Origin of the sequence: Streptomyces sp. NPDC048751, from assembly GCF_043198595.1 — a bacterium.
In the GTDB taxonomy this organism is placed as follows: Bacteria; Actinomycetota; Actinomycetes; order Streptomycetales; family Streptomycetaceae; genus Streptomyces.
In genome coordinates, this window is the sequence record NZ_JBICUX010000009.1 from 23,054 (window position 1) to 45,667 (window position 22,614).

Below are 22,614 nucleotides of genomic sequence, written 5' to 3' on the forward strand. Positions count from 1 at the left end.
ACTCCACAGAGGAGTACGTGCAGCATGACCGAAGTCAGCATCGAACCGGTAGCCGTCGAGGCTCCCCCGAGCACGAGCACACCGCCCCCGCCCCCGACCGCTCCCCCCACCCCGGTACCGACGGTGCCGGACGTGGGCCACACGCCCGGCGGCTGGCCCGTCGTGCCCCTGGCTCTGTCGGGGACGAACACGACCGTGGGCATGGTCGCCGCCGCCTCCCTGGCCGGCGGTCCCATCGCCGCGGCGGTCGCTGCCACCGGCATGGCCGTCCTCGGGGTGGCCGCCGCATCCCGCAACCGCAAGCCCAACCCGCGCCGCGAGGCACGCCGTACCGCCGCCCGCGCCGCGGGCCGCAATGCCGCCGCCCGTACCGCGGCCGGTGCCGGGGGCCGGGCGGCTGGCAGTCGCCCGGGCCGCGCGGGTAGCGGGTCGGGGCGGGTGCCCGGACAGTCCCGCCGCGGCGTCGGACACACACCCGCCCGCAGCACCGCAGGCAGCAAGACCGCACGAACGGTGGCCGGTTCGCCGAAGAAGCCGAAGACCACGACCAGCCCCCGCGCTGCCGCCTCCCGGGCCGGTGCCAAGGCTGCGGGTCGTGTGGGGCAGGTTCGAGCGTTGCGGTCGGCGCACAAGGCCGCGGGCGCATCGCGGGCCGAGCAGCGGGCGCAGACCACCGCCGCACGCCGCGCGGTCGCCGACACCCGCCGCACCCCCCACCCCAACTCCCGTCCCCGTTCCCGTCCCGGCAAGTCCGGTTCCGCCACCGGTCGCGCTGCGGCCGGGCGGCTGCTGAGCGGCGCCGCCGGCAAGGCCCGGACCGTACAGAGGGCTGCGGTCGCCAAGCAGCGTGCCCGGCGGGACGCCAAGACCGCCGACCACATCGCCGCCAAGCGCGCCGCGGTTCGCAAGGCACCCGCCCGGCGGGCGGCACGTCGGGCCCTGCGCCGCTCTGCAGCGCGGTTCCACAGCCGCCGACTGCTGGCCGCGCTGCTCGCCCTGCCCCTCGGGCTGCTCGGGTTGCTCACCACCCCGATCGGACGCAAGTTCGACATTCCGTGGCTGATGTACCCCGGACGCCGCCTGTTCTGGGCCATGGTCCGCGCCGCCGCACAGGAGCGTGCCGACCGGGACCAGGACATCCGCGCGGAGCTGAGCGAGGCAGAGGCCGCCGCGGATGCGCAGGCCGCCAAGGACGGCACCGAAGGGATCGCCGACCACGTCAAGCGGCCCGAGGGCCGTGTCCCCACCAGCACGAACACCGATGTCAGTGAAGGAGCGCACGTGTCTGGTTTCCGGTTCGAAGAGGCCGCCGCGGAGATGGAGCAGGCCGCCAACGCCTACGAGCCCGACAACGCCATGGAGATCCTCGCCATGGTCGAGGGCCTGCCCGCCGCGCTCACGTCGGTGGCGAACGTGATGAAGATCCTCGCCGAGCGCTCCGACAGTGAGTTCCCGCTGGAGAAGGAGATCGCGGACGGCTTCAACGACATCTTCGGCGCGGTCATGAGCGCCGTGGCGGTCGCCGAGGACATGGGCCCGCTCTTCCGCGAGGTCCACGAGCAGGACATCGCCCGCCACGAAGACCCCCGCAACGGCACCCAGGCTGAGAAGGGTTGGAACGTCTGAGATGAGCAGCACCGCCACCGCCAACAACAACGCGAGCAGTGGCCCGGTGCTGGACTGGGCGGCCGGTCACGGACCCGTGACCGGCGCCCTGTCCGCCACCACCGGAGCCTTCGCCGTCGCCACCACCGGCGCCGCCACCCACATGCCCCCCGGCTGGGCCCTCGCCGTCGGTGCCGCCGGCGCCCTCGGTCACACCGTCGCCGGTCTGCGCGTACGCAACGCCGGCCGCACCCTCGCCACCCGCGCCGCCTCGTGGCTGGTGGGTGCGGGCTGGACCACCTGGGCCATGACCCACGGCCCGCTCACCTGGGCCGCGCTCGGCTCCCTCGCCGCCATCGGGGTCGGGATCGGCGCCGCCGCCCGCTCCACCGCCCTGTTCGAGGAAGCCCGCGAGGAAGAGGCGATCGCCGCGGCCGAGCGGCAGATCGCCGCTGAGCTGTCCGCCGAGCGGCGGGCGATCGCTGCGGAATGGGTGGACCGTATCCAGCGGGTGTGCTCGATCACCGTGCGGGTGGTCGGGGTCGAGATGTGGGAGACCGGCGCCGGGTTCTCCCTCGACGCCGAACTCCCCGCCGGAGGCGCCACCTACAGCAAGATCGCCGCCGAATCAGGCCGCCTGTCCGCCGACGCCCGGCTGCCGCACGGCTGCACCGTCGCCGCCTCACCCGGCATCGACCAGGGGCGGGTCATCATCGACGTGACCACGGTCAACGTCCTGATGGAAGAGCGCACCTACCCCACCGACTACACGCCGCTGTCCCTGCTCACCGGCATCCCGTGGGGCTACCGCACCAACGCCGAAGACATCCTGGTCTACCTGCGCGAGCAGTGCGCGCTGGTGGTCGGGCCGACCGGATCGGGCAAGACGAACATGGTCCACACGATCCTGGCCGGGTTCGCCCGCACCGTCGACGTGCTCACATGGGTGATCGACCTCAACGCCGGTTCCGCTGGCCTGCCGTGGGTGCGGCCCGCGCTCACCGGGCAGCTCAGCCGGGAGGACGGCAAGCCGGTGCGGCCGGGTGTGGACTGGCTCGCCGGGACCTACGACGAAGCCCTCACCATGCTCGACACCGCCGTGCGGGTCGCCAAGCACCGCAAGACCGCCTATCAGGACCTGCTCGCCAAGGCCAACACCGACCTGTTGCCCGTGAGCGCGCAGATCCCTCAGATCATGCTGGTCGTCGACGAGGGTGCGGAGATCCTGGTCAGCACCGACCGGCAGATGCGCAAGCTCGGGGACAAGATCCTCGAAGTCATCAGGATCGCCCGCGCCATGGGCGTGCGCACCGTCCTCACCGCCCTCGGGGCCACCGGGTCGGTGCTCGGCAACCTGATGATCCGCCGCGAGGGCAAGGTCCGCGTCGCCCTCACCGGGGGCGAGACCGAGGGCATGGACCTGTCCAAGATGTTCCCCGGCACCCGCGGACTGCGCGTCGACCAGGCCCCCTACAAGGGCGCCGGGTTCATGGCCACCCCCGAATCACCCGCCGGACTGTTCAAGGCCTGGCGGATCCTGCCAAACCAGATCCGCGAGATCACCGCCGCCACCTCCGAACTCCACCCCACCCTCGACGCCGTATCCGCCAAGGCAGCCGGACCGGCGTACGCCCGCCGCTGGGACACCGACCGCACGGCATGGATGGGAGACCAGCCCACCATCGCCACCGACACCGACGACGGCTCCGCAGTCGGCGCGGCGGGGGGCGGGCTGAACCTGTCCGCCCTGCGGGCAGAGCCGGACCGTCCGGTGTCGCCGGAGGACGAACTCGCCCGCCGCTTCCGCGAGCAGATCGACGCCCAGTTCGACACCGCCCCCGACCCCCGCACCCCCGACAGCTCGCCCACCGCGGCCGGGAGCGGGCTGAACCTGTCCGCGCTGCGCGGCGAGACCGACAACCCCGCACAGCGCGCAGCGCTCGCCCTGCTGCTCGCCGCCGGCGCGGAGGGCACCGGCGCCTCGGCGATCGCCCGCGAGCTCGCCCACGAGCACGGCACGACCCGTCAGACGGTCGTCGGCTGGCTCAAGGATTGGGTCAACGATGGCACCGCCGTGCGCGTCGGGGAGGGCACCAAAGCTCGCTACGTCCACCGCACCCACGCCCCCGAACAGCCCCCGCAGGACTGACCGCTTGTCGCTTGTCGCCTCGTGCGGGCTCATGTCGCCTCCCGCCCGTCTGAGGGCCGGAAACGGGCTTTGACCTGGGAGGCGACAAGCGACAAGACAAGCGACAAGACGAGCAAGGCGACAAGCCACACGACAAGCGAGACGACAAGCAACGCGACAAGCACGGCCACCCGTACGGGCCCCCGCCACCTCGAGGTGCGGGCCCGCGGCACACCCCGAGGGGAGCACCGATGAACCAGCCCAACCCGCCCGGCAACATCGCCCCGCACATCCCCGCCGACCTCTACCACCGCGCACAGGCCACCGGACAGCCCGTCGTCTACGTCATCCAGGACACCACCCCGCCCGGCATCCCGTGGCGGCGCTTACTCGTCCCCTTCGCCATCGCCGGCGCCGTGGTCGTCGGCGGCTGGGGACTGGTCGCTGCCCTCTGCTTCCTGCTCGACGCCGCCGCCCACACCGCCACCGTCATCGCCGGCGCCGCCGGACCCATCGGAGTCGGCGGCATCACCCTCAGGCTCGCCCGCAACAAGGGCGCCTAGCTACGCCAAGGGCGGCCCCCTCGTCTCGCCAAAGTCGCGGGGCCGCCCTTGTCCACCTGCCATCAACAGACCTGTGGAGGTCTCCAGCATGACGCAACCCACCGACATCCGGCGAGTTCCGGGCTCGCCGCCGACGATCGTCGCCCTGTGTGCTGGCTACGGCGGCTTAGAGGCAGCCGTCCGCGCCCGAATCGGCGGCCAGGTCGCCGCCTACGCAGAGAGCGACCCGCACGCCGCGTCCGTGTTCGCTGCCCGCCACCCGGGTGTGCCCAACCTCGGGGACATCCGGGCCGTGGACTGGGACCAGGTCCGGGACGTGTTCCGGCCGGACGTGATCGGCGCAGGCTTCCCCTGCCGCAACACCTCCAACGCGGGACGAAGGGACGGGATCAATGGGCAGTGGTCGCGGGTCTGGAAAAACGTCGCTGAGGCTGTGGGCGTCCTTCGACCACGTCTCGTCTTCCTGGAAAACGTGGCGGCGCTCCGCTCGCGGGGGCTGGACGTCGTCGCCGCGGACCTGGCCGCGATCGGGTATGACGCGCGGTGGACATGCGTACGCGCTGGTGACCCCGAAACCGGCGCGCCGCACGAACGCGACCGCTGGTTCGCAGTTGCCTATCCCGCTGATGCCGACCCCGACCAGCTCGGACGGCACTGGCGGCCCGGGAACGTCACCGAAGCGCAAGGGCGGGATGAACCTGCGCACGGCGGTGACGAAGCTGCCAGCGCCCCCGGAGTCGTGAGCCTGCTGCCCACGCCGGCGGCCCGGGATTGGAAGTCCGGGGCGTCGAACCTGCTGGAGCGCAACGCCCGGCCGCTGAACGAGGTGGCCGTGAACCTGCTCGCCGGCGTGGACACCACTCCCACTGGGCCGGTGCCGCTGGACGAACGGTGGGTGGCCAGTGACGGCACCGACTTCGGGCCCGCGATCCGCCGTTGGGAGCGCATCACCGGACGGGCGGCGCCGTGCCCGACCGAACCGGGCACCCGGGGAAACCGGCGGCTGTCCCCGCTGTTCACCGAGTGGATGATGGGCCTGCCCGAGGGGTGGGTCACCGCCGTGTCTGACATCCCTCGCAAGGAACAGCTCAAGATCCTCGGCAACGGCGTTGTCCCCCGACAGGCCCACCACGCCTATGGCCTGCTACTTGGCGCCTCCATGGCCAGGCTGCACGAGGGGGTGGCCGCGGCATGAACGGCATCCCGACGACGGACCTGGCCCGACTGGGCCTGTTGCCATGGGCATTGGAGGCCGCCCGCCGGGGCTGGCACGTCATCCCCCTGCGCCAGCGGGACAAGCGCCCGGCGGGGCACGCGGAGAAGTACTGCCCTGGTACCGGCCGGTGCACCGACGGGCACAAGACTCCGGAAGAGCGCGCCACCACCGACCAGGACCTGTTGGTCGCCGCGTGGACGCACCAGCCCTACAACGTAGGCATCGCGACCGGCCCGTCCGGACTGCTCGTGATCGACCTCGACACGCTCAAGCCTCAAGAGCCGAAAGGAACGCCTGACGGCGTCACCAACTTCGCTTCGCTCTGCGAGCGCGCCGAACAGGCCGTCCCCAGCACCTACCGGGTGCGGACCGCGCGCGGCGGTGAGCATCTGTACTTCACTCAGCCTCCCGGCGCCCGGCTGCACAACACCGCTGGACGGCTCGCCAAGAAGATCGACACACGAGGGTGGGGCGGGTACGTCGTCGCCGCTGGCAGCGCCACCCCCGACGGGACCTACACCGTCCTCGACGACCGCCCGCCCATCGTGCTGCCCAACTGGCTGCACGACGCCCTGAAACCCCCGCAGCGCTCCGCACAGGCCACCGCAGTGCCCGTCACCACCCGCGCGAGCGGATACGCGGCCGCGGCGCTGCGGGGTGAGGTGGACAACGTCGCGCGTGCCGCGGACGGCACCCGCAACGCCACGCTGCTGCGGGCCGCGCGGGCCCTTGGTCGGCTGGTGGCGTCCGGCGACCTCGACCGTGGGGAGGTCGAGGAGGCTCTTAGTAGGGCGGCGGCGGGCAACGCCACCCAGTCCCAGCGCTACTACGACGACGTCATCGCCCGGGGGCTGGACTGGTCGATCGCCCACAACCCGGCCGGCAGGCGGGCGGCATGAGCAATCCCCCGCCTACTAAGAGCCTCCCCACCGACCACCCGCCGCAGGCCGCTGCACAGCCTGTGGCCACGACGGCCGAGGGCGGGCCGAAGGTCGCCGCCCGCCAGGGCGTCCCTACTGCACGTCGCTCTGAGCCGCGCCCGGACGACGGACGTCGCCCACTGGCGTGGCTGCACATCATGGCGCCGCCGGACTGGAGTGTGACGCCGTCCGCGCGTTCGTGGTGCCTGTGCGGCTACGACCGGCACGCCGTGGGCCGCGCCGCCGTCGCCCGGCTCGTGGCCGACCACGCCGAGCACCGCACCGCCTGCCCCCGTATCGCCCGCACCGTGGAAGGAGGTAGGGCCGCATGACCGCGAACGACGTGAGCTCGGACCTGTGGGAAGGGTTCGACCTGACCGCCGAGGACATCGCCGGACCTGTCTGGGATGAACCAGTGCCCCTCAAGTCCCGGCCCCCGCTCCCTGCGTTCCCCGTGGACGCCCTGCCTGACTGGCTCGCCGGCATGGTGCGCGGGGTGGCGGAGGAGACGCAGACCCCGGCGGACCTTGCCGGATGCCTTGCCCTCGCCGTCCTGGCCACCGCCGCGGGCGGCCGGGTGAAGGTGTGCGTGCGGGGGCACTGGCGCGAGCCGGTCAACATCTACACCGCTGTCGCTCTGGACCCGGGCAACCGCAAGAGTGCCGTGTTCGACCTCATGGTCCGCCCCCTGCTCGCCGCAGAGAAGGCCCTGATCGAGCTGTCAGGGCCGGTGCGGGCGGAGGCGGAGACGACGGTTCGGTTGGCCAAGGCCGCCGCTGACAAGGCCGCGGGCAAGGCTGCGGGCGCTGAGCCGGACCAGCGTGCCGCGCTGACTGCCGAGGCCGTCGAACTGGCCCAAGCCGTGGATGAGATGAGCGTTCCGGCCGTGCCGCAGCTCGTCGCGGACGACGTGACCCCGGAGAACATCGGGACCCTGCTGGACCAGCAGGGCGGGCGGATCTCCTGCCTGAGCGCCGAGGGCGAGCTGTTCGACATCATCGCCGGCCGCTACAGCGGCAAGCCCAACATGGGCATGTTCCTCAAAGGCCACGCCGGCGACATGATCCGCGTCAACCGCCAGGGCCGCGAAGCCCAGCACATCGACGCCCCCGCCGTCACCATCGGCCTCGCCGTCCAGCCGGAAGTCCTCGACGCTCTCTCCCGCATCGACGGAGCCGACGGGCGCGGCCTGCTCGCCCGCTTCCTCTACTCCAAGCCCCTCTCCCTGGTCGGACGCCGCAACCTCACCCCCGACCTGCTGGATGAGCAGGTGGCCGCCACCTACGGCCGGCGCCTGAGCGGCCTCACCCTCGCCCTGGCCGACTGGAGTGATCCCGCCCTGCTCCAGCTCACCCCCAAGGCGGACGCCGTCCTGCTCGCCTTCCAGAAAGTCACCGAGTCCCGTCTCGGCCCGGACGGAAGCTACGCACCGATCGTGAAATGGGCCTCCAAGCGGGACGGAGCCGTCGCCCGGATCGCCGGACTGCTCCACCTGGCCACCCACCCCGAGGACGGATGGCACAAGCCGATCGAGGCCGCCACCATGGCCGCCGCCACCGAACTGGGCGACTACTTCACCGCACACGCCCTGGACGTGTTCGACACCATGAGCGCCGACCCCGCCCACGACGCCGCCCTGACCGTCCTCGCCCAACTCAACACCAACTGCGCGGCGCAGTTCACCAAGCGGGAGCTCTTCCGGGCCCTGCGGCGGGCGGACTTCCCCGCCATCGGCGACCTCGACCCCGCCCTGACCCTGCTCGAAGACCACGGGTGGATCCGGCAGGTACCCCCGCCGCCGCGCACCGGCCGCGGCGGCCGGCCACCCTCGCCCCGCTACGAAACCCACCCCCGCATCACCCGCAGCCCCTGACACAACCCCCAACCTGCCGACACAACTGACAGAACCCCCAACACAAGCCGCTGACCTGCACAAACAAACATTATCAAGGCTGTGACAGAACCTGGTTAAAACTCGACAGAACTCCCGTCCCCCATGTCGGGAGCCTCCGTGACAGAACCCCGCCTGCCGAGGTTCTGTCAGGTTTTAATTCAGTTCTGTCAAAGATCACGAACCCCTTGAAACCGCAGGTCAGCGGCCCGTAGGCGAGGTTCTGTCAGTTCTGTCAGCGGATCGCGCTGAACGACGACTCAGAGCAACCTCACTCCCACACTCGGAGGACGCAGTGACGCCGCACCGCCTGCCCGAAGAGGTCGATCCCCGCATTGTTCTGTGGCACGGGATCCCTGACCGATACCTCAAGCCCGACGACATCGCCGTGATCTTCGAAGTGCCCAAGGAGACCGTTTACCAGTGGCGTAAGAAGCGGATCGGCCCGCCCGGTTTCCGCATAGGCAAGCACCTGCGCTACGACCCCGCCGACGTACGCGCCTACGTCGACCAGCGTAAGCACGCGGAAAGCGCCGCCTAACCGAACACCCACCGCACACAGCAGGGAGAGCCGCCCGCGCGGCTCTCCCTGCCGCATGTCGAGAGGACTACTGCCTGATGGCAGGCCACATCCAAGACCGGTGGTACAAGAGCGAACCCGACGCCGCCGGCAAGCCCCGCCGGGTACGCACGGACCGCTACGGCACGGGCATGCGCTACCGCGCCCGCTACATCGGCCCGGATGGGACCGAGAAGAGCAAGTCGTTCCCCGACGGACAGAAACGACTGGCCGACCAGTGGTTGGCGCACATTGAGGCCGACATGTCGCGTGGTCAGTACGTCGACCCCGCTGCCAGCCGTGTGACGTTCCGGCAGTACGCGGAGAAGTGGCTGAGCACGCAGACCACCGCCATGACCACGCGGGAGTCCGTCGAGTCGTCGCTCAAGGGCCATGCGATCCCCTACCTCGGACCGCGCCCGCTCGGCTCCTTCAAGCCGGAACACATCCGGGACTGGCTGAGCAAGTTGGAGTTAGCCGTACCCGCATCGTCGTACCGGCGCGTGATCTACAACAACGTCTCGACAGTCCTCAATGCCGCGGTCGACGACGGTCACCTGGCAAAGAACCCCTGTCACGCGCAGTCCGTGCGGCCTCCCGCCCCCGGGACGGGCCGCATCGTGCCGTGGAGCGCTGAGCGCACCTTCGCCATACGTGCAGCACTGCCTGCGCGCTTCCGCGCGACAGTCGACCTCGGAGGCGGATGCGGACTCCGCCAGGGCGAAATCTTCGGTCTCCCCGTCGAGGAGATCGGGTTCGACTCAGGGTGGCTGCACATCGCCAACCAAGTGAAGGTGGCCAAGGGACATCTTGTGTTCGCCCCGCCCAAGCGGAACAAGGAGCGCGACGTTCCTCTACCGGACCGTGTGGCGCAGGTCCTCAAGCAGCACATGGAGACCTTCCCGCCGGTCGACGTCACCCTGCCCTGGCTGCGGCCGGACGGTCCGCCCGTCACAAAGCGGCTCGTGTTCAGCCGTCTCGACGGGGCGGGCGCGGTCCGCCGAACCGACTTCAACACCCGCGCGTGGAAGCCCGCACTCGTCGCGGCCGGCGTCATCCCGGCGCCCAAGCCGGGCGAGCGTCACCAGGCGGCCCGCGAGCACGGCATGCACGCCCTTCGGCACTTCTACGCCTCCGTTCTGCTGGACGCCGGCGAGAACGTCAAAGCGTTGAGTGCCTACCTGGGACACAGCGATCCGGGATTCACGCTCCGTGTCTACACGCACCTCATGCCGAGCAGCGACGCGCGGGCTCGCAAGGCCGTGGACAGCCTGTACGAGGGCACCGTTCAGGGGCCGGACGGCCCAGAGACGGCCCAGAGACAGTGAGACACCGCGGGGCCGACGGTCCACGACCGTCGGCCCCGCACGTCGTTGCGGCCAGAAAACCGCTCTGACCTGCCCCTACAGCACCGGCAGGCTCTTCCGCAGCTCGAACGCCGTGACCTCGCTGCGGTACTCCTCCCATTCCTGCTTCTTGTTGCGCAGGAAGAAATCGAAGACGTGTTCGCCCAGGGTCTCGGCGACGAGGTCGCTGCGCTGCATCAGGGCCAGGGCCTCGCCGAGGTTCTGGGGCAGCGGCTCGATGCCCATCGCGCGGCGTTCGGCGTCGGAGAGGGCCCAGACGTCGTCCTCGGCGCCGGGGGGGAGTTCGTAGCCCTCCTCGATGCCCTTGAGGCCGGCGGCCAGCAGCACCGCGTACGCCAGGTACGGGTTCGCGCCCGAGTCCAGGGAGCGGACCTCGACGCGCGCCGAGCCGGTCTTGCCGGGCTTGTACATGGGGACGCGGACCAGGGCGGAGCGGTTGTTGTGGCCCCAGCAGATGTAGGAGGGGGCCTCGCCGCCGGCGCCGGCGGTGCGTTCGGCGCCGCCCCAGATGCGCTTGTAGGAGTTGACCCACTGGTTGGTGACCGCGGCGATCTCCGCGGCGTGCTTGAGCAGGCCCGCGATGAAGGAGCGGCCGACCTTGGAGAGCTGGTACTCCGAGCCCGACTCGTAGAACGCGTTGCGGTCGCCCTCGAAGAGCGAGAGGTGGGTGTGCATACCGCTGCCCGGGTGCTCCGAGAACGGCTTCGGCATGAAGGTCGCCTGGACGCCCTGCTCCAGCGCGACCTGCTTCATGACCAGGCGGAAGGTCATGATGTTGTCGGCCGTGGACAGCGCGTCCGCGTACCGCAGGTCGATCTCCTGCTGGCCCGGCGCGCCCTCGTGGTGGGAGAACTCGACCGAGATGCCCATGGACTCCAGCATGGTGATCGCCTGGCGGCGGAAGTCCATGCCGATGTTCTGCGGGGTGTGATCGAAGTAACCCGAGTTGTCGGCCGGGGTCGGGCGCGAGCCGTCCAGCGGCCGGTCCTTCAGCAGGAAGAACTCGATCTCGGGGTGGGTGTAGAAGGTGAAGCCCAGGTCGGACGTGCGGGCCAGGGCGCGCTTGAGGACGTAGCGCGGGTCCGCGAAGGACGGGGAGCCGTCCGGCATGAGGATGTCGCAGAACATGCGGGCGGTGCCGGGGGCCTCCGCGCGCCAGGGCAGGACCTGGAACGTCGACGGGTCGGGCTTGGCGATCATGTCGGACTCGTAGACCCGGGCGAAGCCCTCGATCGCCGAGCCGTCGAAGCCGATGCCCTCGTCGAAGGCCTGCTCCAGCTCGGCCGGGGCCACGGCGACGGACTTGAGGAAGCCCAGCACGTCCGTGAACCACAGGCGTACGAACCGGATGTCACGCTCCTCCAACGTCCGGAGCACGAACTCCTGCTGCTTGTCCATCTTCCGCTTCCCCATCCTTGCTGGTCAGGCCGCCTGTCTCCGGAACCGCGGGAGGCGGTCGGGCACCCGAGCATCACACCACGACAGCATTTCATGCGCGTTGCGGACCTTGATCGTCGCGGCGACCCCGGGCCGAACGCCTCCTGCACGCCAGGTGTACAGCTCTGAGGCCCATAGTGCCTGTTGAGACCGACATCCGGTATGGCCGCCCACCCCCCTGCATTTAATTTGCATCTCAGATGCAAGAATTAGCGCAGCAGCCAGAGCGGCACCCCGCAGCTCTCGACCCCAGGAGGACCCATGCTGTCCGAGCAGTCCGCCGCGACCGTGCGCGCCACGCTCCCCGCCGTCTCCGCGGCCATCGGTGAGATCACCGAACGCTTCTACGCCGGACTGTTCGCCGCCCACCCCGCACTGCTCCGCGACCTGTTCAACCGCGGCAACCAGGCCGCCGGCACCCAGCGCCGGGCGCTGGCCGGCTCCATCGCCGCGTTCGCCACCCACCTGGTCGAACACCCCGACCAGCGGCCCGACGCGATGCTGGGCCGTATCGCCCACAAGCACGCCTCCCTGGGCGTCACGCCCGAGCAGTACGCCGTCGTCCACGAGCACCTCTTCGCCGCCATCGTCGACGTCCTCGGCGAGGCCGTCACCCCCGAGGTCGCGGCCGCCTGGGACGAGGTCTACTGGCTGATGGCCAACGCGCTGATCGCCATCGAGAAGCGCCTGTACGAGGAGGCCGGCGAGCCGGGCCGACGGGACTGGGAGGTCGTGGAGCGGATCACGGAGACCGCCGATGTCGTCACTTTCCGGCTGCGCCCCGTCGACGGCGGCCCGGTGACCGGCTTCCGCGCGGGACAGTACGTCTCCGTCGGCGTCCAGCTCCCCGACGGCGCCCGCCAGATCCGGCAGTACAGCCTCTCCGGGGCGCCGGACGACACGGTGCGGCAGATCAGCGTCAAGCGGGTGCACGGCGCTGCGACGCCGGAGGGCGAGGTCTCCAACCACCTCCACGCGCGCGTGCACGAGGGCAACGTGCTCCAGCTGTCGGCCCCGTACGGCGACCTCGTCCTCGACGACGCCCCCGACACCCCGCTGCTGCTGGCCTCCGCCGGCATCGGCGTGACCCCGATGGTCGCGATGCTCGCGCACCTCGCGGAGAGCGGCCACCGCGCTCCGGTCACCGTCGTGCACGGCGACCGCTCCCCCGCCGACCACGCCCTGCGCGCCGACCACGAGGCGTACGCGGCGAAGCTGCCGGACACGTCGGTGCACTTCTGGTACGAGCAGGACGCGCCGCAGGGCACCCGCACCGGCCTGGTCGACCTCACGGACGTGCCCGTCGCGCCGGGCACGCGCGCGTACCTGTGCGGCCCGCTGCCGTTCATGCGCGCGGTGCGGGCCCAGCTGGTGGAGCGGGGGGTCGCCCCGGCCGACATCCACTACGAGGTGTTCGGGCCGGACCTCTGGATCGCGCGGTAGTCGGACGCGAGGGCGCTTACGTCATCCTCGCGATCTCCAGCAGCAGCGGCCCCGTCGGCTCAGCCGAGACGTCCGCCACGGTCAACGGGTCCAGCGAGGCGAAGAACGCCTCCTGGGCCCGGCGCAGGGCGCCTCGCAGGCGGCAGGCCGAGTTCAGGGGGCAGGGAGTGGGGCCGCCCTCGCAGTCGACGACGTCGCCGGTGCCCTCGAAGGCGCGCGCCACGGCGCCCACCGACGCCGTACGGCCCTGCTCCGTGAGGGAGAGGCCGCCACCCCTGCCCCGGCGGGCGTCCAGCAGGCCCATGTGCTGGAGCTCGGCGACGACCTTGGCGAGGTGGGTGTAGGGGACCTGCATGTCGGCCGCCACGTCCCGGGTGGTGGGCGTGGAACCGCCCGCCACGGCGAGCCGCATCAGCACGCGCAGCGCCAGGTCGGTGGATCGCAACAGCCGCATACCGGCAGCCTAGGTAATACGCATCTGAGCTTCAAATATGCGCCTTTCCTTCGCCCGCCCTACGGTGCGGCGCTCTCCCCTATTACGATCAGCGGACCGCTCGTCCCTCCCGTCCGTCCCGTCACCCCCCGAAGGACACACCCCATGGGTTCCGCGAACAAGACCAACAGCGCCGCGCGCAAGGCACGGATAGAGGAGATGCGGCGCGCCGAGCAGGCCCGTGAGCGCCGCAACCGGATCCTCACGATCGGTGCCAGCACGGTGGTGGTCGCCGCTCTCGTCGTCGGCACGGTCGTGCTCGTGCGGTCGCAGTCCTCCGACGACAGCAGCACGGCGAGCGACGGGAAGACGACCTCGGGCAAGTTCACCACCGGCGCGGACGGTGTGAAGACCTGGAAGGGCACGCTGTCGCGCAACCACGTCACCAGGACCGTGAAGTACCCGGTGGAGCCGCCGGTCGGCGGTGACCACAACCAGGTCTGGATGAACTGCAACGGCGACGTCTACAGCAAGGCCGTGAACGACATGAACGCGGTGCACTCGCTGGAGCACGGCGCGGTCTGGGTGACGTACAACAGCAAGGCGTCGAAGGCGGACGTCGACGCGCTCGCGGCGAAGGTGAAGAAGACGCCGTACTCGCTGATGAGCCCGGACGACAAGCAGCCGGACCCGATCATGCTGACGGCGTGGGGGCACCAGCGCACGGTGACGAGCGCGAAGGACCCGAACGTGGACAAGTTCTTCGAGAAGTTCGTGCAGGGCAAGCAGACCCCGGAGCCGGGTGCCGCCTGCACGAACGGGCTGTCGCAGTGAGGTTCGCGGGGGTCGCCGTGGCCGTGGCGGGTGTGCTCGTCGCGGCCGGGGCGATCACCTACTCCGTAGCCGAGGACGGCGGTTCGGACGCGAAGACGCCCGCCGCCGACTCGGCGGACGCCGGGTTCGCGCGGGACATGGCGGTGCATCACCAGCAGGCCGTCGAGATGTCGTACATCGTGCGTGACCGCACCTCCGACGAGGAGGTGCGGCGGCTCGCCTACGACATCGCGCAGACGCAGGCCAACCAGCGCGGCATGCTGCTGGGCTGGCTGGACCTGTGGGGGCTGCCGAAGGTGTCGTCGGACGCGCCGATGACCTGGATGGGCATGGGTGGCATGGCCTCCGGCAAGGACGGCGCGCTGATGCCGGGCATGGCGACCAACTCGGAGCTGAAGAAGCTGGGCACGCTCAAGGGCAAGCAGGCGGAGGTGTTCTACCTCCAGCTCATGACGGACCATCACAAGGGTGGTGTCCACATGGCCGAGGGCTGTGTCTCCAAGTGCACGGTCGGGGTGGAGAAGCGGCTCGCGCAGGGCATGGTCGAGGCGCAGCAGTCGGAGATCGGGCTGATGGCGGGGATGTTGAAGGAGCGGGGCGCGAAGCCGCGATGATAGAGGGTTAACCCTCGAACCAGCCTTTTTCATTAGGTTAATTGGGTTCTTCTTGGCATGCGCATTCCCCTCGCATGAACGGTTCGTCGCAAGAGTGGCCACACCGTCGAGTGATCACTCGCGACGAACCGCATCCAGGGGGTTCCATGAGATCCAACCGCGCCAAGGTGCGCGCCGGAGTGAGCCTGGCAGCGACACTGCCGATGCTCGCGGGCGCGCTGGCGCTAGGCATACCCGCGGCGCACGCCGCGGACGCCCCGGCCCGTGACACGCTGGCCGGGACCAAGCCCGCGTGGGCCACGGCCAAGGCGGACAAGGGCTCGACCTCGGACGCCAGCCAGGTCTCCCTCCGGGTCTACCTCGCCGGCCGGGACAAGGCCGGCCTCGCCGCCTACGCCCAGGCGGTCGCCGACCCGACGTCGGCCGCGTACGGCAAGTACCTGAGTGCCAAGCAGGCGCAGGCCCGCTTCGGCGCGACCAAGGCTCAGGTGGCCGCCGTGAAGTCCTGGCTGACGTCGGCCGGCCTGAAGGTCACCGGTGTCACACAGCACTACGTCTCCGTCACCGGTGACGTGGCCGCCGCGGAGAAGGCGTTCGGCACGCAGCTGCACAACTTCGCCAAGGGCTCGCACACCTACCGCGCCCCGTCGCGGACGGCGTCCGTCCCGGAGAGCCTGCAGGACGCGGTCCTGACCGTCACCGGCCTGGACAACGCGCCGCACAAGGCGAGCCACGACGACCAACTGCCCGGTCCCGCCGCGGCGTTCCGGAACTCGGGGCCGTTCTCCTCGTACTACGGCTCGAACATCGCGACCACGCTGCCGGACGCGTACGGCAAGAAGATCCCGTACGCCGTCAAGGGCTACACGGGCAAGCAGCTGCGGGCCGCGTACGGCGCGGGCACGTACACGGGCAAGGGGGTGCGGGTCGCCATCACCGACGCGTACGCCTCGCCGACCATCGCCTTCGACGCGGGCACCTACGCGAAGAAGAACGGCGACGCGGCCTACACCAGCGGCCAGTTGCGCCAGGTTCTGCCCAAGAACTACACGCACACGAAGGCCGACGAGTGCGACGCCTCCGGCTGGTACGGCGAGGAGACCCTCGACGTCGAGGCCGTGCACGCGGTCGCGCCCGCCGCGCAGATCACCTACGTCGGCGCCGCGTCCTGCTACGACGACGACCTGCTCGACTCGCTCGGCAAGATCGTCGACGGCCACCTGGCGGACATCGTCTCCAACTCGTGGGGCGACATCGAGGCCAACCAGACGCCCGACCTCGCGGCCGCCTACGACCAGGTCTTCCAGTTCGGCGCGGTCGAGGGCATCGGCTTCTACTTCTCCTCCGGCGACAACGGCGACGAGGTCGCCCACACCGGTACGAAGCAGGTCGACACCCCGGCCAACTCGGCGTGGGTGACGGCGGTCGGCGGCACCTCGCTGGCGGTCGGCAAGGGTGACAAGTACCTCTGGGAGACCGGCTGGGGCACCGAGAAGGCCACGCTGTCGGCCGACGGCAAGAGCTGGACGGGCTTCCCCGGCGCGTTCACCTCGGGCGCGGGCGGCGGCACCAGCAAGACGGTCGCCGAGCCCGTGTACCAGAAGGGTGTCGTTCCGGACGCGCTCGCCAAGGCCAACAGCGCCGACGGCAACCGTGTGGTGCCGGACATCGCGGCGATCGCCGACCCGAACACCGGCTTCCTGGTGGGCCAGACGCAGGCGTTCCCGGACGGCTCCGAGAAGTACAGCGAGTACCGCATCGGCGGCACCTCGCTGGCCTCCCCGGTCATCGCGGCCGTGCAGGCCCTCGCCCAGCAGGCGCGGGGCGGCAAGCCGATCGGGTTCGCCAACCCGTCGATCTACGCCAAGTACGGCACGAAGGTCTACCACGACGTCACGGACAACCCGACCGGCTCCGGCCTCGCGGTGGCCCGTGTCGACTTCGCCAACAGCGTCGACGCCTCCGGCGGCCTGCTCACCTCGGTGCGCAGCCTCGGCAAGGACAGCTCGCTGAAGGCGGTCAAGGGCTACGACGACGTCACCGGCGTGGGCACGCCCACGAACGGCTACGTGGAGTCCTACCGGAACCGCTGACACCCGCTCGGCGGCCCGGCAACCGGCGCCCGCTCCTGTCACCAGGGGCGGGCGCCCTCCTGTGCCGCCGCGCGCCGTGGCGGCGGGATGATCAGGACGAGGACGAGTGGTCCGGCTCCCCGTCCTCCACGCGGTACGTCCTGGTCCAGGCGAAGCCGCAGCGGCAGCGGGACCGCTCGACCAGTTCCCCGTCCTCCGACACACCCAGGAACTGGCTGAATCGGACGTGCACGTGCTCACCCATGAGGCGTCGCTTTCCTTGTCCGGATATGCGCGCCCATAATCACCGCCGACCGCCCCTCCTGGCAGTGCCGCAGGTCACATCCTCCCCGGCGGCGGCCTCCCCGGCGGCCGGGGCGCGGTCACGTGGGCTGGGCCACACCCCCATCGCGTCGCTTTGACGATTACTGGTGTCTAGACTGGGCCCGTGCCTCAACTTCGCCTCGCTCTGAACCAGATCGATTCGCGTGTCGGCGACCTCGCCGGGAACACCGAGTCGATCCTCCGCTGGACCCGGCACTCCGCCGAGCAGGGAGCGCATCTCGTGGCGTTCCCGGAGATGGTGCTGACCGGGTATCCCGTCGAGGACCTGGCCCTGCGCTCCTCGTTCGTCGAGGCCTCCCGCACGGCCCTGCGCGCCCTCGCCGTCCGGCTCGCCGAGGAGGGCTTCGGCGAGCTCCCGGTGGTCGTCGGCTACCTCGACCGTTCCGACACGGCACAGCCGAAATTCGGCCAGCCGGCCGGCGCCCCGCGCAACGCGGGCGCGGTGCTGCACCGCGGCGAGGTCGTCCTCGCCTACGCCAAGCACCACCTGCCGAACTACGGCGTCTTCGACGAGTTCCGCTACTTCGTGCCCGGCGACACCATGCCGGTGCTGCGCGTGCACGGCGTCGACGTGGCCCTCGCCATCTGCGAGGACCTCTGGCAGGACGGCGGCCGGGTCCCGGCCGCTCGCTCCGCCGGGGCCGGTCTGCTGCTGTCGATCAACGCCTCCCCCTACGAGCGCGACAAGGACGACACCCGCCTGGAGCTGGTGCGCAAGCGCGCCCAGGAAGCGGGCTGCACCACCGCCTACCTCGCCATGATGGGCGGCCAGGACGAGCTGGTCTTCGACGGCGACTCCATCGTGGTCGACCGGCACGGCGAAGTCGTCGCGCGGGCGCCGCAGTTCGACGAGGGCTGCGTGGTCCTCGACCTGGACCTGCCCGCTGCCTCGGCGAACCCGCCCGAGGGCGTGGTGGACGACGGCCTGCGCATCGACCGGGTGATCCTCTCCGAGGACCCGCTGCCCGCGTACGAGCCGGAGCACACCGGCGGCTACGCGGACCGGCTGGACGACGACGAGGAGGTGTACTCGGCGCTGGTCGTGGGCCTGCGGGCGTACGTCGCCAAGAACGGCTTCAAGTCGGTCCTGATCGGTCTGTCGGGCGGTATCGACTCGGCCCTCGTCGCGGCGATCGCGTGCGACGCGGTGGGCGCCCAGAACGTGTACGGCGTGTCGATGCCGTCGAAGTACTCCTCGGAACACTCCAAGGGCGACGCGGCGGAGCTGGCGCGCAGGACCGGCCTGAACTTCCGTACCGTCGCGATCGAGCCGATGTTCGACGCGTACATGGGCTCGCTGGGCCTGACGGGGCTGGCCGAGGAGAACCTGCAGTCCCGCCTGCGCGGCACGATGCTGATGGCGATCTCCAACCAGGAGGGCCACATCGTGCTGGCCCCCGGCAACAAGTCGGAGCTCGCGGTGGGCTACTCGACGCTGTACGGCGACTCGGTGGGCGCGTACGGCCCCATCAAGGACGTGTACAAGTCGTCGATCTTCCGGCTGGCCCAGTGGCGCAACCGCGCGGCGGCGGAGCGGGGGCAGACCCCGCCGATCCCGGAGAACTCGATCACCAAGCCCCCGAGCGCCGAGCTGCGCCCCGGCCAGGTCGACACGGACTCGCTGCCGGACTATCCCGTCCTCGACGCGATCCTCGACCTGTACGTCGACCGCGACCAGGGCGCCGACGCGATCATCGCGGCCGGCTTCGACCCGGCCCTCGTCGCCAAGACCCTCCGCATGGTCGACACGGCGGAGTACAAGCGCCGCCAGTACCCGCCGGGCACCAAGATCTCGGCGAAGGGCTTCGGCAAGGACCGCAGGCTGCCGATCACGAACGGCTGGCGGGAGTCGGTGTAACGCCGGCGGGAGCAGGACCGAGACAGGGGCTCCGCCCGCGCGAGCGGGCGGAGCCCCTGTGCTGTGAGCCTCAGTGGTGTGGCTCACAGTGGTCTCCTTGCAGTGCGCCTCAGCGGTGCAGCGCCTCGGACTCCTGGGGCACGTGCGTCGCGATGATCCGCTCGCGGCCGGGAGCGGGCGCCCGCCGCCGGTCCACCGCGTACGCCGCCCCGGCCACCGCCAGGCCCAGGACCGCGAGGCCCGCTCCGGCGAGCGCCGGGGACGTCACGCCGAAGCCCGCCGACAGGGCCAGGCCGCCGATCCAGGCACCGCCGGCGTTGGCCAGGTTGAAGGCGGCCTGGTTGGCGGAGGACGCCAGGGACGGGGCCGCCGACGCCTTCTCCATGACCATCAGCTGGAGCGGGGAGCCGGTGGCGAAGGCGGCCGTGCCGAGCAGGACCACCGCCAGGGCCGCGCTCCACGTCGTGGACATGAGCAGCGGGAACAGTGCCAGGACCGCCACCAGTGACGCCAGGCCCGCGAACAGCGTGCCGCGCAGGGAGTGGTCCGCGAGCCGCCCGCCGAGCAGGTTGCCGGCCGTGGCGCCGACGCCGAACAGGGCGAGCAGCACGGTCACGCTGGAGCCGGCGTATCCGGCGGACTCCGTCAGCATCGGCGTGATGTAGCTGTAGGCGGAGAACAGCGCGCCGAAGCCCGCGACCGTGGTGCCGAGCGCCAGCCACACCGGCACGGACCGCAGCGCGGCCAGTTCGCCGCGCAGTCCGGCGGCGGGGGCGGTGTGGGTGTGGTCGTGCGGGATCAGCAGCGCGAGCGCGGCGATCGCCGCCAGGCCGATCGTGCTGACGCCGAGGAACGTCGCCCTCCAGCCGAGGTGTTGGCCCATGAGCGTGGCGACGGGGACACCCGCGACGTTGGCGACGGTCAGGCCCAGGAACATCAGCGAGACGGACCGGGCCTTGCGCTCGGGCGCGACCATCGTCGTCGCGACGACCGCGCCGACGCCGAAGAAGGCACCGTGCGGCAGACCGCTCACGAAGCGGGCCGCCAGCAGCCAGCCGTTGTCGGGGGCCAACGCGGACAGCGCGTTGCCGGCCACGAACAGGCCCATCAGGCCGATCAGGACCGAGCGTCGGGACATCCGCGCGGTCACCGCGGCGAGCAGCGGGGCGCCGATGACGACACCGAGCGCGTACGCCGAGACCAGGTGACCGGCGGTGGGGATCGAGATGTTCAGGTCGTCCGCGACTTCGGGCAGCAGGCCCATCATCACGAACTCGGTGGTGCCTATGCCGAAAGCACCCACGGCCAGGGCTAGCAGGGCCAAGGGCATGGAGAAGCCTGTGCCTTTCAGAAGAGAGCGGGTTCCGTACAGCGTATGTTCAACTACGGAACAAACTCACCCCGGCCCGGCATTCCAGCAGGCGGCGTCAGGACGATGTGTCGACCTTCACACGTGCCGCGACCGGCAGATGGTCGCTCCCGGTCTCCGGCAGCGTCCACGAGGTCTCGGGCTCCATGTCCCGGACCAGGATCTGGTCGATGCGCGCCATCGGGAACGACGCCGGCCAGCTGAAGCCGAAGCCGTTGCCCGCCGCGCCCTGGGTGGAACGCATCTGGGAGGTGACGGCGTTCAGGGCGCGGTCGTTCATGGTGCCGTTGAGGTCGCCGAGCAGGACGACCTTCTGCACGGGCTCGTCGGCGATGGCCTCACCCAGCGCGTCGGCGCTCTTGTCGCGCTGGCGGGCGGTGAACCCCGCCTCCATCTTCACGCGGACGGACGGCAGATGGGCGACGTACACCGCGACCTGCCCGGCCGGCGCCGTCACCGTGGCCCGCATCGCGCGGGTCCAGCCCAGCTTGATGTCGACCGGCTCGACGCCGGTCAGCGGGTACTTGCTCCACAGGCCGACGGTGCCCTGCACCGAGTGGTACTTGTACGTCGACGCCAGCGCCTTCTCGTACACCGGGACCGCCGAGGCCGTCAGCTCCTCCAGGGCCAGCACGTCGGCGCCGGAGGCGGCGACGTCACGGGCGGTGCCGGACGGGTCGGCGTTGTCGGCGTTGACGTTGTGCGTGGCCACCGTGAGGTCGCCGCCGGTGGCCGTCTTGTCGGTGAGCAGCCCGCCGAAGAGGTTCAGCCACACGATCGCCGGCAGCACCACGGCGATCACCGCGGTCGCGGACCTGCGGACCAGCGCGAGCAGGAGCAGCACCGGGACGAACAGCCCGAGCCAGGGCAGGAACGTCTCCGTGAGGCTGCCGAGGTTGCCGAAGCGGTTCGGGATGCGCGAGTGCATCAGCATGACCAGGGCGAGCAGCACCGCGAGCGCGGCGACCACCAGTCCCCGGCGCCAGATGCGCCGGTCACCCCGCCAGTCGGCGAGCAGGCGGTGCGTCAGGCGCCGAAGCCGGGGTCCGTTGCGCTCGTCACCCGAGCCGCTGCCGTCCGTCTCCGTCACGTACGCCTGTTGCGCCATACCTCGCCTCACTGCTTGCCCGCACACCGTCTCCCCCGTGCCCCTACGACCCTAGGGGATGATCGGCTCCGTTCCCGCCGTCCCATGACGGCCGTACGCAACACGAGGACGAACGAGTCGGCGTTCGGGGTTCCGAACATGCGCGACGAGGCGCTGTCTGTGACGAAACACGCACACTGCGGCGGCCGGTCGAGGCGCGCCGCGGGCCGAGGTCAGCGGGAACTGACGGGTCGTAGCCCTTCGAGGAGGGTGTCGACGATCTGCTCCGAAAGTCCGTCCGGCAGCTCGGACTCGGGATGCAGAACGGTCCGCAGGAGCATGGGCCCGACCAGGATGTCGTTCAGCAGTTCGAGGTCTACGTCCGCGCGCAGTTCGCCGTTGCGCTGTCCGCGGCGCAGGACCTCCAACTGGACCCTGCGCCGCCCCTCGACGACCGTCGCGTGATAGGCGGCCCAGATCTTCGGGCTGCTCTTCATCTGGGCGTACACGCTGTGCAGGAGGGCCGAGGATCGGGTCACCAGCCCGCGTCGGCGCACCTGTTCCAGGAGGGCCACGAGGTCGTCGCGCAGGGAGGTGCCCGGCAGTTCGGGGGCCGGGGGCTCGGCGCTGCGCACGACGTCCGCGAAGAGTTCCTCCTTGCCGCTCCAGCGGCGGTAGATGGTGGCCTTGCCGACCCCGGCGGTGCGGGCGATGCGCTCGATGGAGAGTTCGGCGAGCGGAGTGCCGTCCTCCAGCAGCTTCATGACGCCCTCGAGTATGGACCGTTCGACGGCCTCACTGCGGGGTCGGCCGCGCCCCGAGGTGCCAGGAGAGGCTTGGCTGCCGGCAAGGCTCACTTCGGTCCGTCCCTTC

General features: G+C 70.8%; 20 protein-coding genes. 14 read left to right on the forward strand and 6 right to left on the reverse strand.

Annotated features, from left to right (window positions below):
- Positions 1 to 24 precede the first annotated feature (24 nt).
- From ACGFNV_RS27315 to ACGFNV_RS27355, 9 genes are all read left to right on the forward strand, one after another.
- The gene (locus ACGFNV_RS27315) at positions 25 to 1,626 is read left to right on the forward strand and encodes a hypothetical protein (protein ID WP_393625721.1); all 1,602 of its coding nucleotides are present in this window, start codon (positions 25 to 27) and stop codon (positions 1,624 to 1,626) included.
- A 1-nt stretch (position 1,627) separates the two neighbouring features.
- Positions 1,628 to 3,754, forward strand: a complete 2,127-nt coding sequence (locus ACGFNV_RS27320; protein WP_393625723.1) for a hypothetical protein — start codon at positions 1,628 to 1,630, stop codon at positions 3,752 to 3,754.
- A gap of 230 nt (positions 3,755 to 3,984) precedes the next feature.
- Positions 3,985 to 4,296 (forward strand): hypothetical protein, encoded by a 312-nt coding sequence (locus ACGFNV_RS27325; RefSeq protein ID WP_393625725.1) that lies wholly within the window; start codon positions 3,985 to 3,987, stop codon positions 4,294 to 4,296.
- Between the two features lie 73 nt (positions 4,297 to 4,369).
- Positions 4,370 to 5,491, forward strand: coding sequence for a DNA cytosine methyltransferase (locus ACGFNV_RS27330; protein ID WP_393625727.1), 1,122 nt, complete (start codon positions 4,370 to 4,372; stop codon positions 5,489 to 5,491).
- Entirely contained in the window at positions 5,488 to 6,411 is a 924-nt protein-coding gene (locus tag ACGFNV_RS27335; RefSeq protein ID WP_393625729.1) for a bifunctional DNA primase/polymerase, read from the forward strand. The genes ACGFNV_RS27330 and ACGFNV_RS27335 overlap by 4 nt, the downstream gene beginning before the upstream one ends.
- A 179-nt stretch (positions 6,412 to 6,590) precedes the next feature.
- Positions 6,591 to 6,764: a hypothetical protein gene (locus ACGFNV_RS27340; protein ID WP_393625731.1), complete on the forward strand. Its 174-nt coding sequence runs from the start codon at positions 6,591 to 6,593 to the stop codon at positions 6,762 to 6,764.
- The gene (locus ACGFNV_RS27345; RefSeq protein WP_393625732.1) at positions 6,761 to 8,305 is read left to right on the forward strand and encodes a YfjI family protein; all 1,545 of its coding nucleotides are present in this window, start codon (positions 6,761 to 6,763) and stop codon (positions 8,303 to 8,305) included. The genes ACGFNV_RS27340 and ACGFNV_RS27345 overlap by 4 nt, the downstream gene beginning before the upstream one ends.
- Before the next feature lie 313 nt (positions 8,306 to 8,618).
- Positions 8,619 to 8,864, forward strand: a complete 246-nt coding sequence (locus ACGFNV_RS27350) for a helix-turn-helix domain-containing protein (protein ID WP_393625734.1) — start codon at positions 8,619 to 8,621, stop codon at positions 8,862 to 8,864.
- Positions 8,865 to 8,941: 77 nt separating this feature from the next.
- Positions 8,942 to 10,210, forward strand: coding sequence for a tyrosine-type recombinase/integrase (locus ACGFNV_RS27355; protein ID WP_393625736.1), 1,269 nt, complete (start codon positions 8,942 to 8,944; stop codon positions 10,208 to 10,210).
- A 75-nt stretch (positions 10,211 to 10,285) separates the two neighbouring features.
- Here the strand turns inward: ACGFNV_RS27355 and glnA are convergent, their stop codons facing one another.
- Positions 10,286 to 11,647 (reverse strand): type I glutamate--ammonia ligase, encoded by a 1,362-nt coding sequence (gene glnA, locus ACGFNV_RS27360; protein ID WP_393625738.1) that lies wholly within the window; start codon positions 11,645 to 11,647, stop codon positions 10,286 to 10,288.
- 300 nt (positions 11,648 to 11,947) lie between these two features.
- Here glnA and ACGFNV_RS27365 point away from each other — a divergent pair, with 300 nt between their 5' ends.
- Entirely contained in the window at positions 11,948 to 13,129 is a 1,182-nt protein-coding gene (locus ACGFNV_RS27365) for a globin domain-containing protein (protein ID WP_393625740.1), read from the forward strand.
- A gap of 16 nt (positions 13,130 to 13,145) precedes the next feature.
- On the opposite strand, the gene ACGFNV_RS27370 is transcribed toward ACGFNV_RS27365, so the two are convergent.
- On the reverse strand, positions 13,146 to 13,583 hold the full coding sequence (locus ACGFNV_RS27370; protein ID WP_393625741.1) for an RrF2 family transcriptional regulator: 438 nt from the start codon (positions 13,581 to 13,583) through the stop codon (positions 13,146 to 13,148).
- Between the two features lie 144 nt (positions 13,584 to 13,727).
- Here ACGFNV_RS27370 and ACGFNV_RS27375 point away from each other — a divergent pair, with 144 nt between their 5' ends.
- The 3 genes from ACGFNV_RS27375 (at position 13,728) to ACGFNV_RS27385 (ending at position 17,103) form a co-directional block, all read left to right on the forward strand.
- Positions 13,728 to 14,396, forward strand: a complete 669-nt coding sequence (locus ACGFNV_RS27375) for a DUF3105 domain-containing protein (protein WP_393625743.1) — start codon at positions 13,728 to 13,730, stop codon at positions 14,394 to 14,396.
- Positions 14,393 to 15,010: a DUF305 domain-containing protein gene (locus ACGFNV_RS27380; RefSeq protein ID WP_393625745.1), complete on the forward strand. Its 618-nt coding sequence runs from the start codon at positions 14,393 to 14,395 to the stop codon at positions 15,008 to 15,010. Before ACGFNV_RS27375 ends, ACGFNV_RS27380 begins: the two co-directional genes overlap by 4 nt.
- Before the next feature lie 146 nt (positions 15,011 to 15,156).
- Positions 15,157 to 17,103, forward strand: coding sequence for a protease pro-enzyme activation domain-containing protein (locus ACGFNV_RS27385; RefSeq protein WP_393625747.1), 1,947 nt, complete (start codon positions 15,157 to 15,159; stop codon positions 17,101 to 17,103).
- A 91-nt stretch (positions 17,104 to 17,194) separates the two neighbouring features.
- On the opposite strand, the gene ACGFNV_RS27390 is transcribed toward ACGFNV_RS27385, so the two are convergent.
- Positions 17,195 to 17,347, reverse strand: a complete 153-nt coding sequence (locus ACGFNV_RS27390) for a hypothetical protein (protein ID WP_393625748.1) — start codon at positions 17,345 to 17,347, stop codon at positions 17,195 to 17,197.
- 183 nt (positions 17,348 to 17,530) lie between these two features.
- Here ACGFNV_RS27390 and ACGFNV_RS27395 point away from each other — a divergent pair, with 183 nt between their 5' ends.
- Entirely contained in the window at positions 17,531 to 19,285 is a 1,755-nt protein-coding gene (locus ACGFNV_RS27395; RefSeq protein WP_393625750.1) for an NAD+ synthase, read from the forward strand.
- Between the two features lie 109 nt (positions 19,286 to 19,394).
- On the opposite strand, the gene ACGFNV_RS27400 is transcribed toward ACGFNV_RS27395, so the two are convergent.
- The 3 genes from ACGFNV_RS27400 to ACGFNV_RS27410 form a co-directional block, all read right to left on the reverse strand.
- Positions 19,395 to 20,615, reverse strand: coding sequence for an MFS transporter (locus ACGFNV_RS27400; RefSeq protein WP_393625752.1), 1,221 nt, complete (start codon positions 20,613 to 20,615; stop codon positions 19,395 to 19,397).
- A gap of 97 nt (positions 20,616 to 20,712) precedes the next feature.
- On the reverse strand, positions 20,713 to 21,762 hold the full coding sequence (locus ACGFNV_RS27405; protein WP_393625754.1) for an endonuclease/exonuclease/phosphatase family protein: 1,050 nt from the start codon (positions 21,760 to 21,762) through the stop codon (positions 20,713 to 20,715).
- 212 nt (positions 21,763 to 21,974) lie between these two features.
- Positions 21,975 to 22,598 (reverse strand): TetR/AcrR family transcriptional regulator, encoded by a 624-nt coding sequence (locus ACGFNV_RS27410; RefSeq protein ID WP_393625755.1) that lies wholly within the window; start codon positions 22,596 to 22,598, stop codon positions 21,975 to 21,977.
- Between the last annotated feature and the right edge of the window lie 16 nt (positions 22,599 to 22,614).

Bases quoted from the DNA above. Each gene is read 5' to 3' on its own strand.
- ACGFNV_RS27315 (WP_393625721.1), top strand. From the start codon at position 25: ATGACCGAAGTCAGCATCGAACCGGTAGCCGTCGAGGCTCCCCCGAGC.
- ACGFNV_RS27320 (WP_393625723.1), top strand. From the start codon at position 1,628: ATGAGCAGCACCGCCACCGCCAACAACAACGCGAGCAGTGGCCCGGTG.
- ACGFNV_RS27325 (WP_393625725.1), top strand. From the start codon at position 3,985: ATGAACCAGCCCAACCCGCCCGGCAACATCGCCCCGCACATCCCCGCC.
- ACGFNV_RS27335 (WP_393625729.1), top strand. From the start codon at position 5,488: ATGAACGGCATCCCGACGACGGACCTGGCCCGACTGGGCCTGTTGCCA.
- ACGFNV_RS27340 (WP_393625731.1), top strand. From the start codon at position 6,591: ATGGCGCCGCCGGACTGGAGTGTGACGCCGTCCGCGCGTTCGTGGTGC.
- ACGFNV_RS27345 (WP_393625732.1), top strand. From the start codon at position 6,761: ATGACCGCGAACGACGTGAGCTCGGACCTGTGGGAAGGGTTCGACCTG.
- ACGFNV_RS27355 (WP_393625736.1), top strand. From the start codon at position 8,942: ATGGCAGGCCACATCCAAGACCGGTGGTACAAGAGCGAACCCGACGCC.
- glnA (WP_393625738.1), bottom strand. From the start codon at position 11,647: ATGGACAAGCAGCAGGAGTTCGTGCTCCGGACGTTGGAGGAGCGTGAC.
- ACGFNV_RS27365 (WP_393625740.1), top strand. From the start codon at position 11,948: ATGCTGTCCGAGCAGTCCGCCGCGACCGTGCGCGCCACGCTCCCCGCC.
- ACGFNV_RS27370 (WP_393625741.1), bottom strand. From the start codon at position 13,583: ATGCGGCTGTTGCGATCCACCGACCTGGCGCTGCGCGTGCTGATGCGG.
- ACGFNV_RS27375 (WP_393625743.1), top strand. From the start codon at position 13,728: ATGGGTTCCGCGAACAAGACCAACAGCGCCGCGCGCAAGGCACGGATA.
- ACGFNV_RS27385 (WP_393625747.1), top strand. From the start codon at position 15,157: ATGAGATCCAACCGCGCCAAGGTGCGCGCCGGAGTGAGCCTGGCAGCG.
- ACGFNV_RS27390 (WP_393625748.1), bottom strand. From the start codon at position 17,347: ATGGGTGAGCACGTGCACGTCCGATTCAGCCAGTTCCTGGGTGTGTCG.
- ACGFNV_RS27400 (WP_393625752.1), bottom strand. From the start codon at position 20,615: ATGCCCTTGGCCCTGCTAGCCCTGGCCGTGGGTGCTTTCGGCATAGGC.
- ACGFNV_RS27405 (WP_393625754.1), bottom strand. From the start codon at position 21,762: ATGGCGCAACAGGCGTACGTGACGGAGACGGACGGCAGCGGCTCGGGT.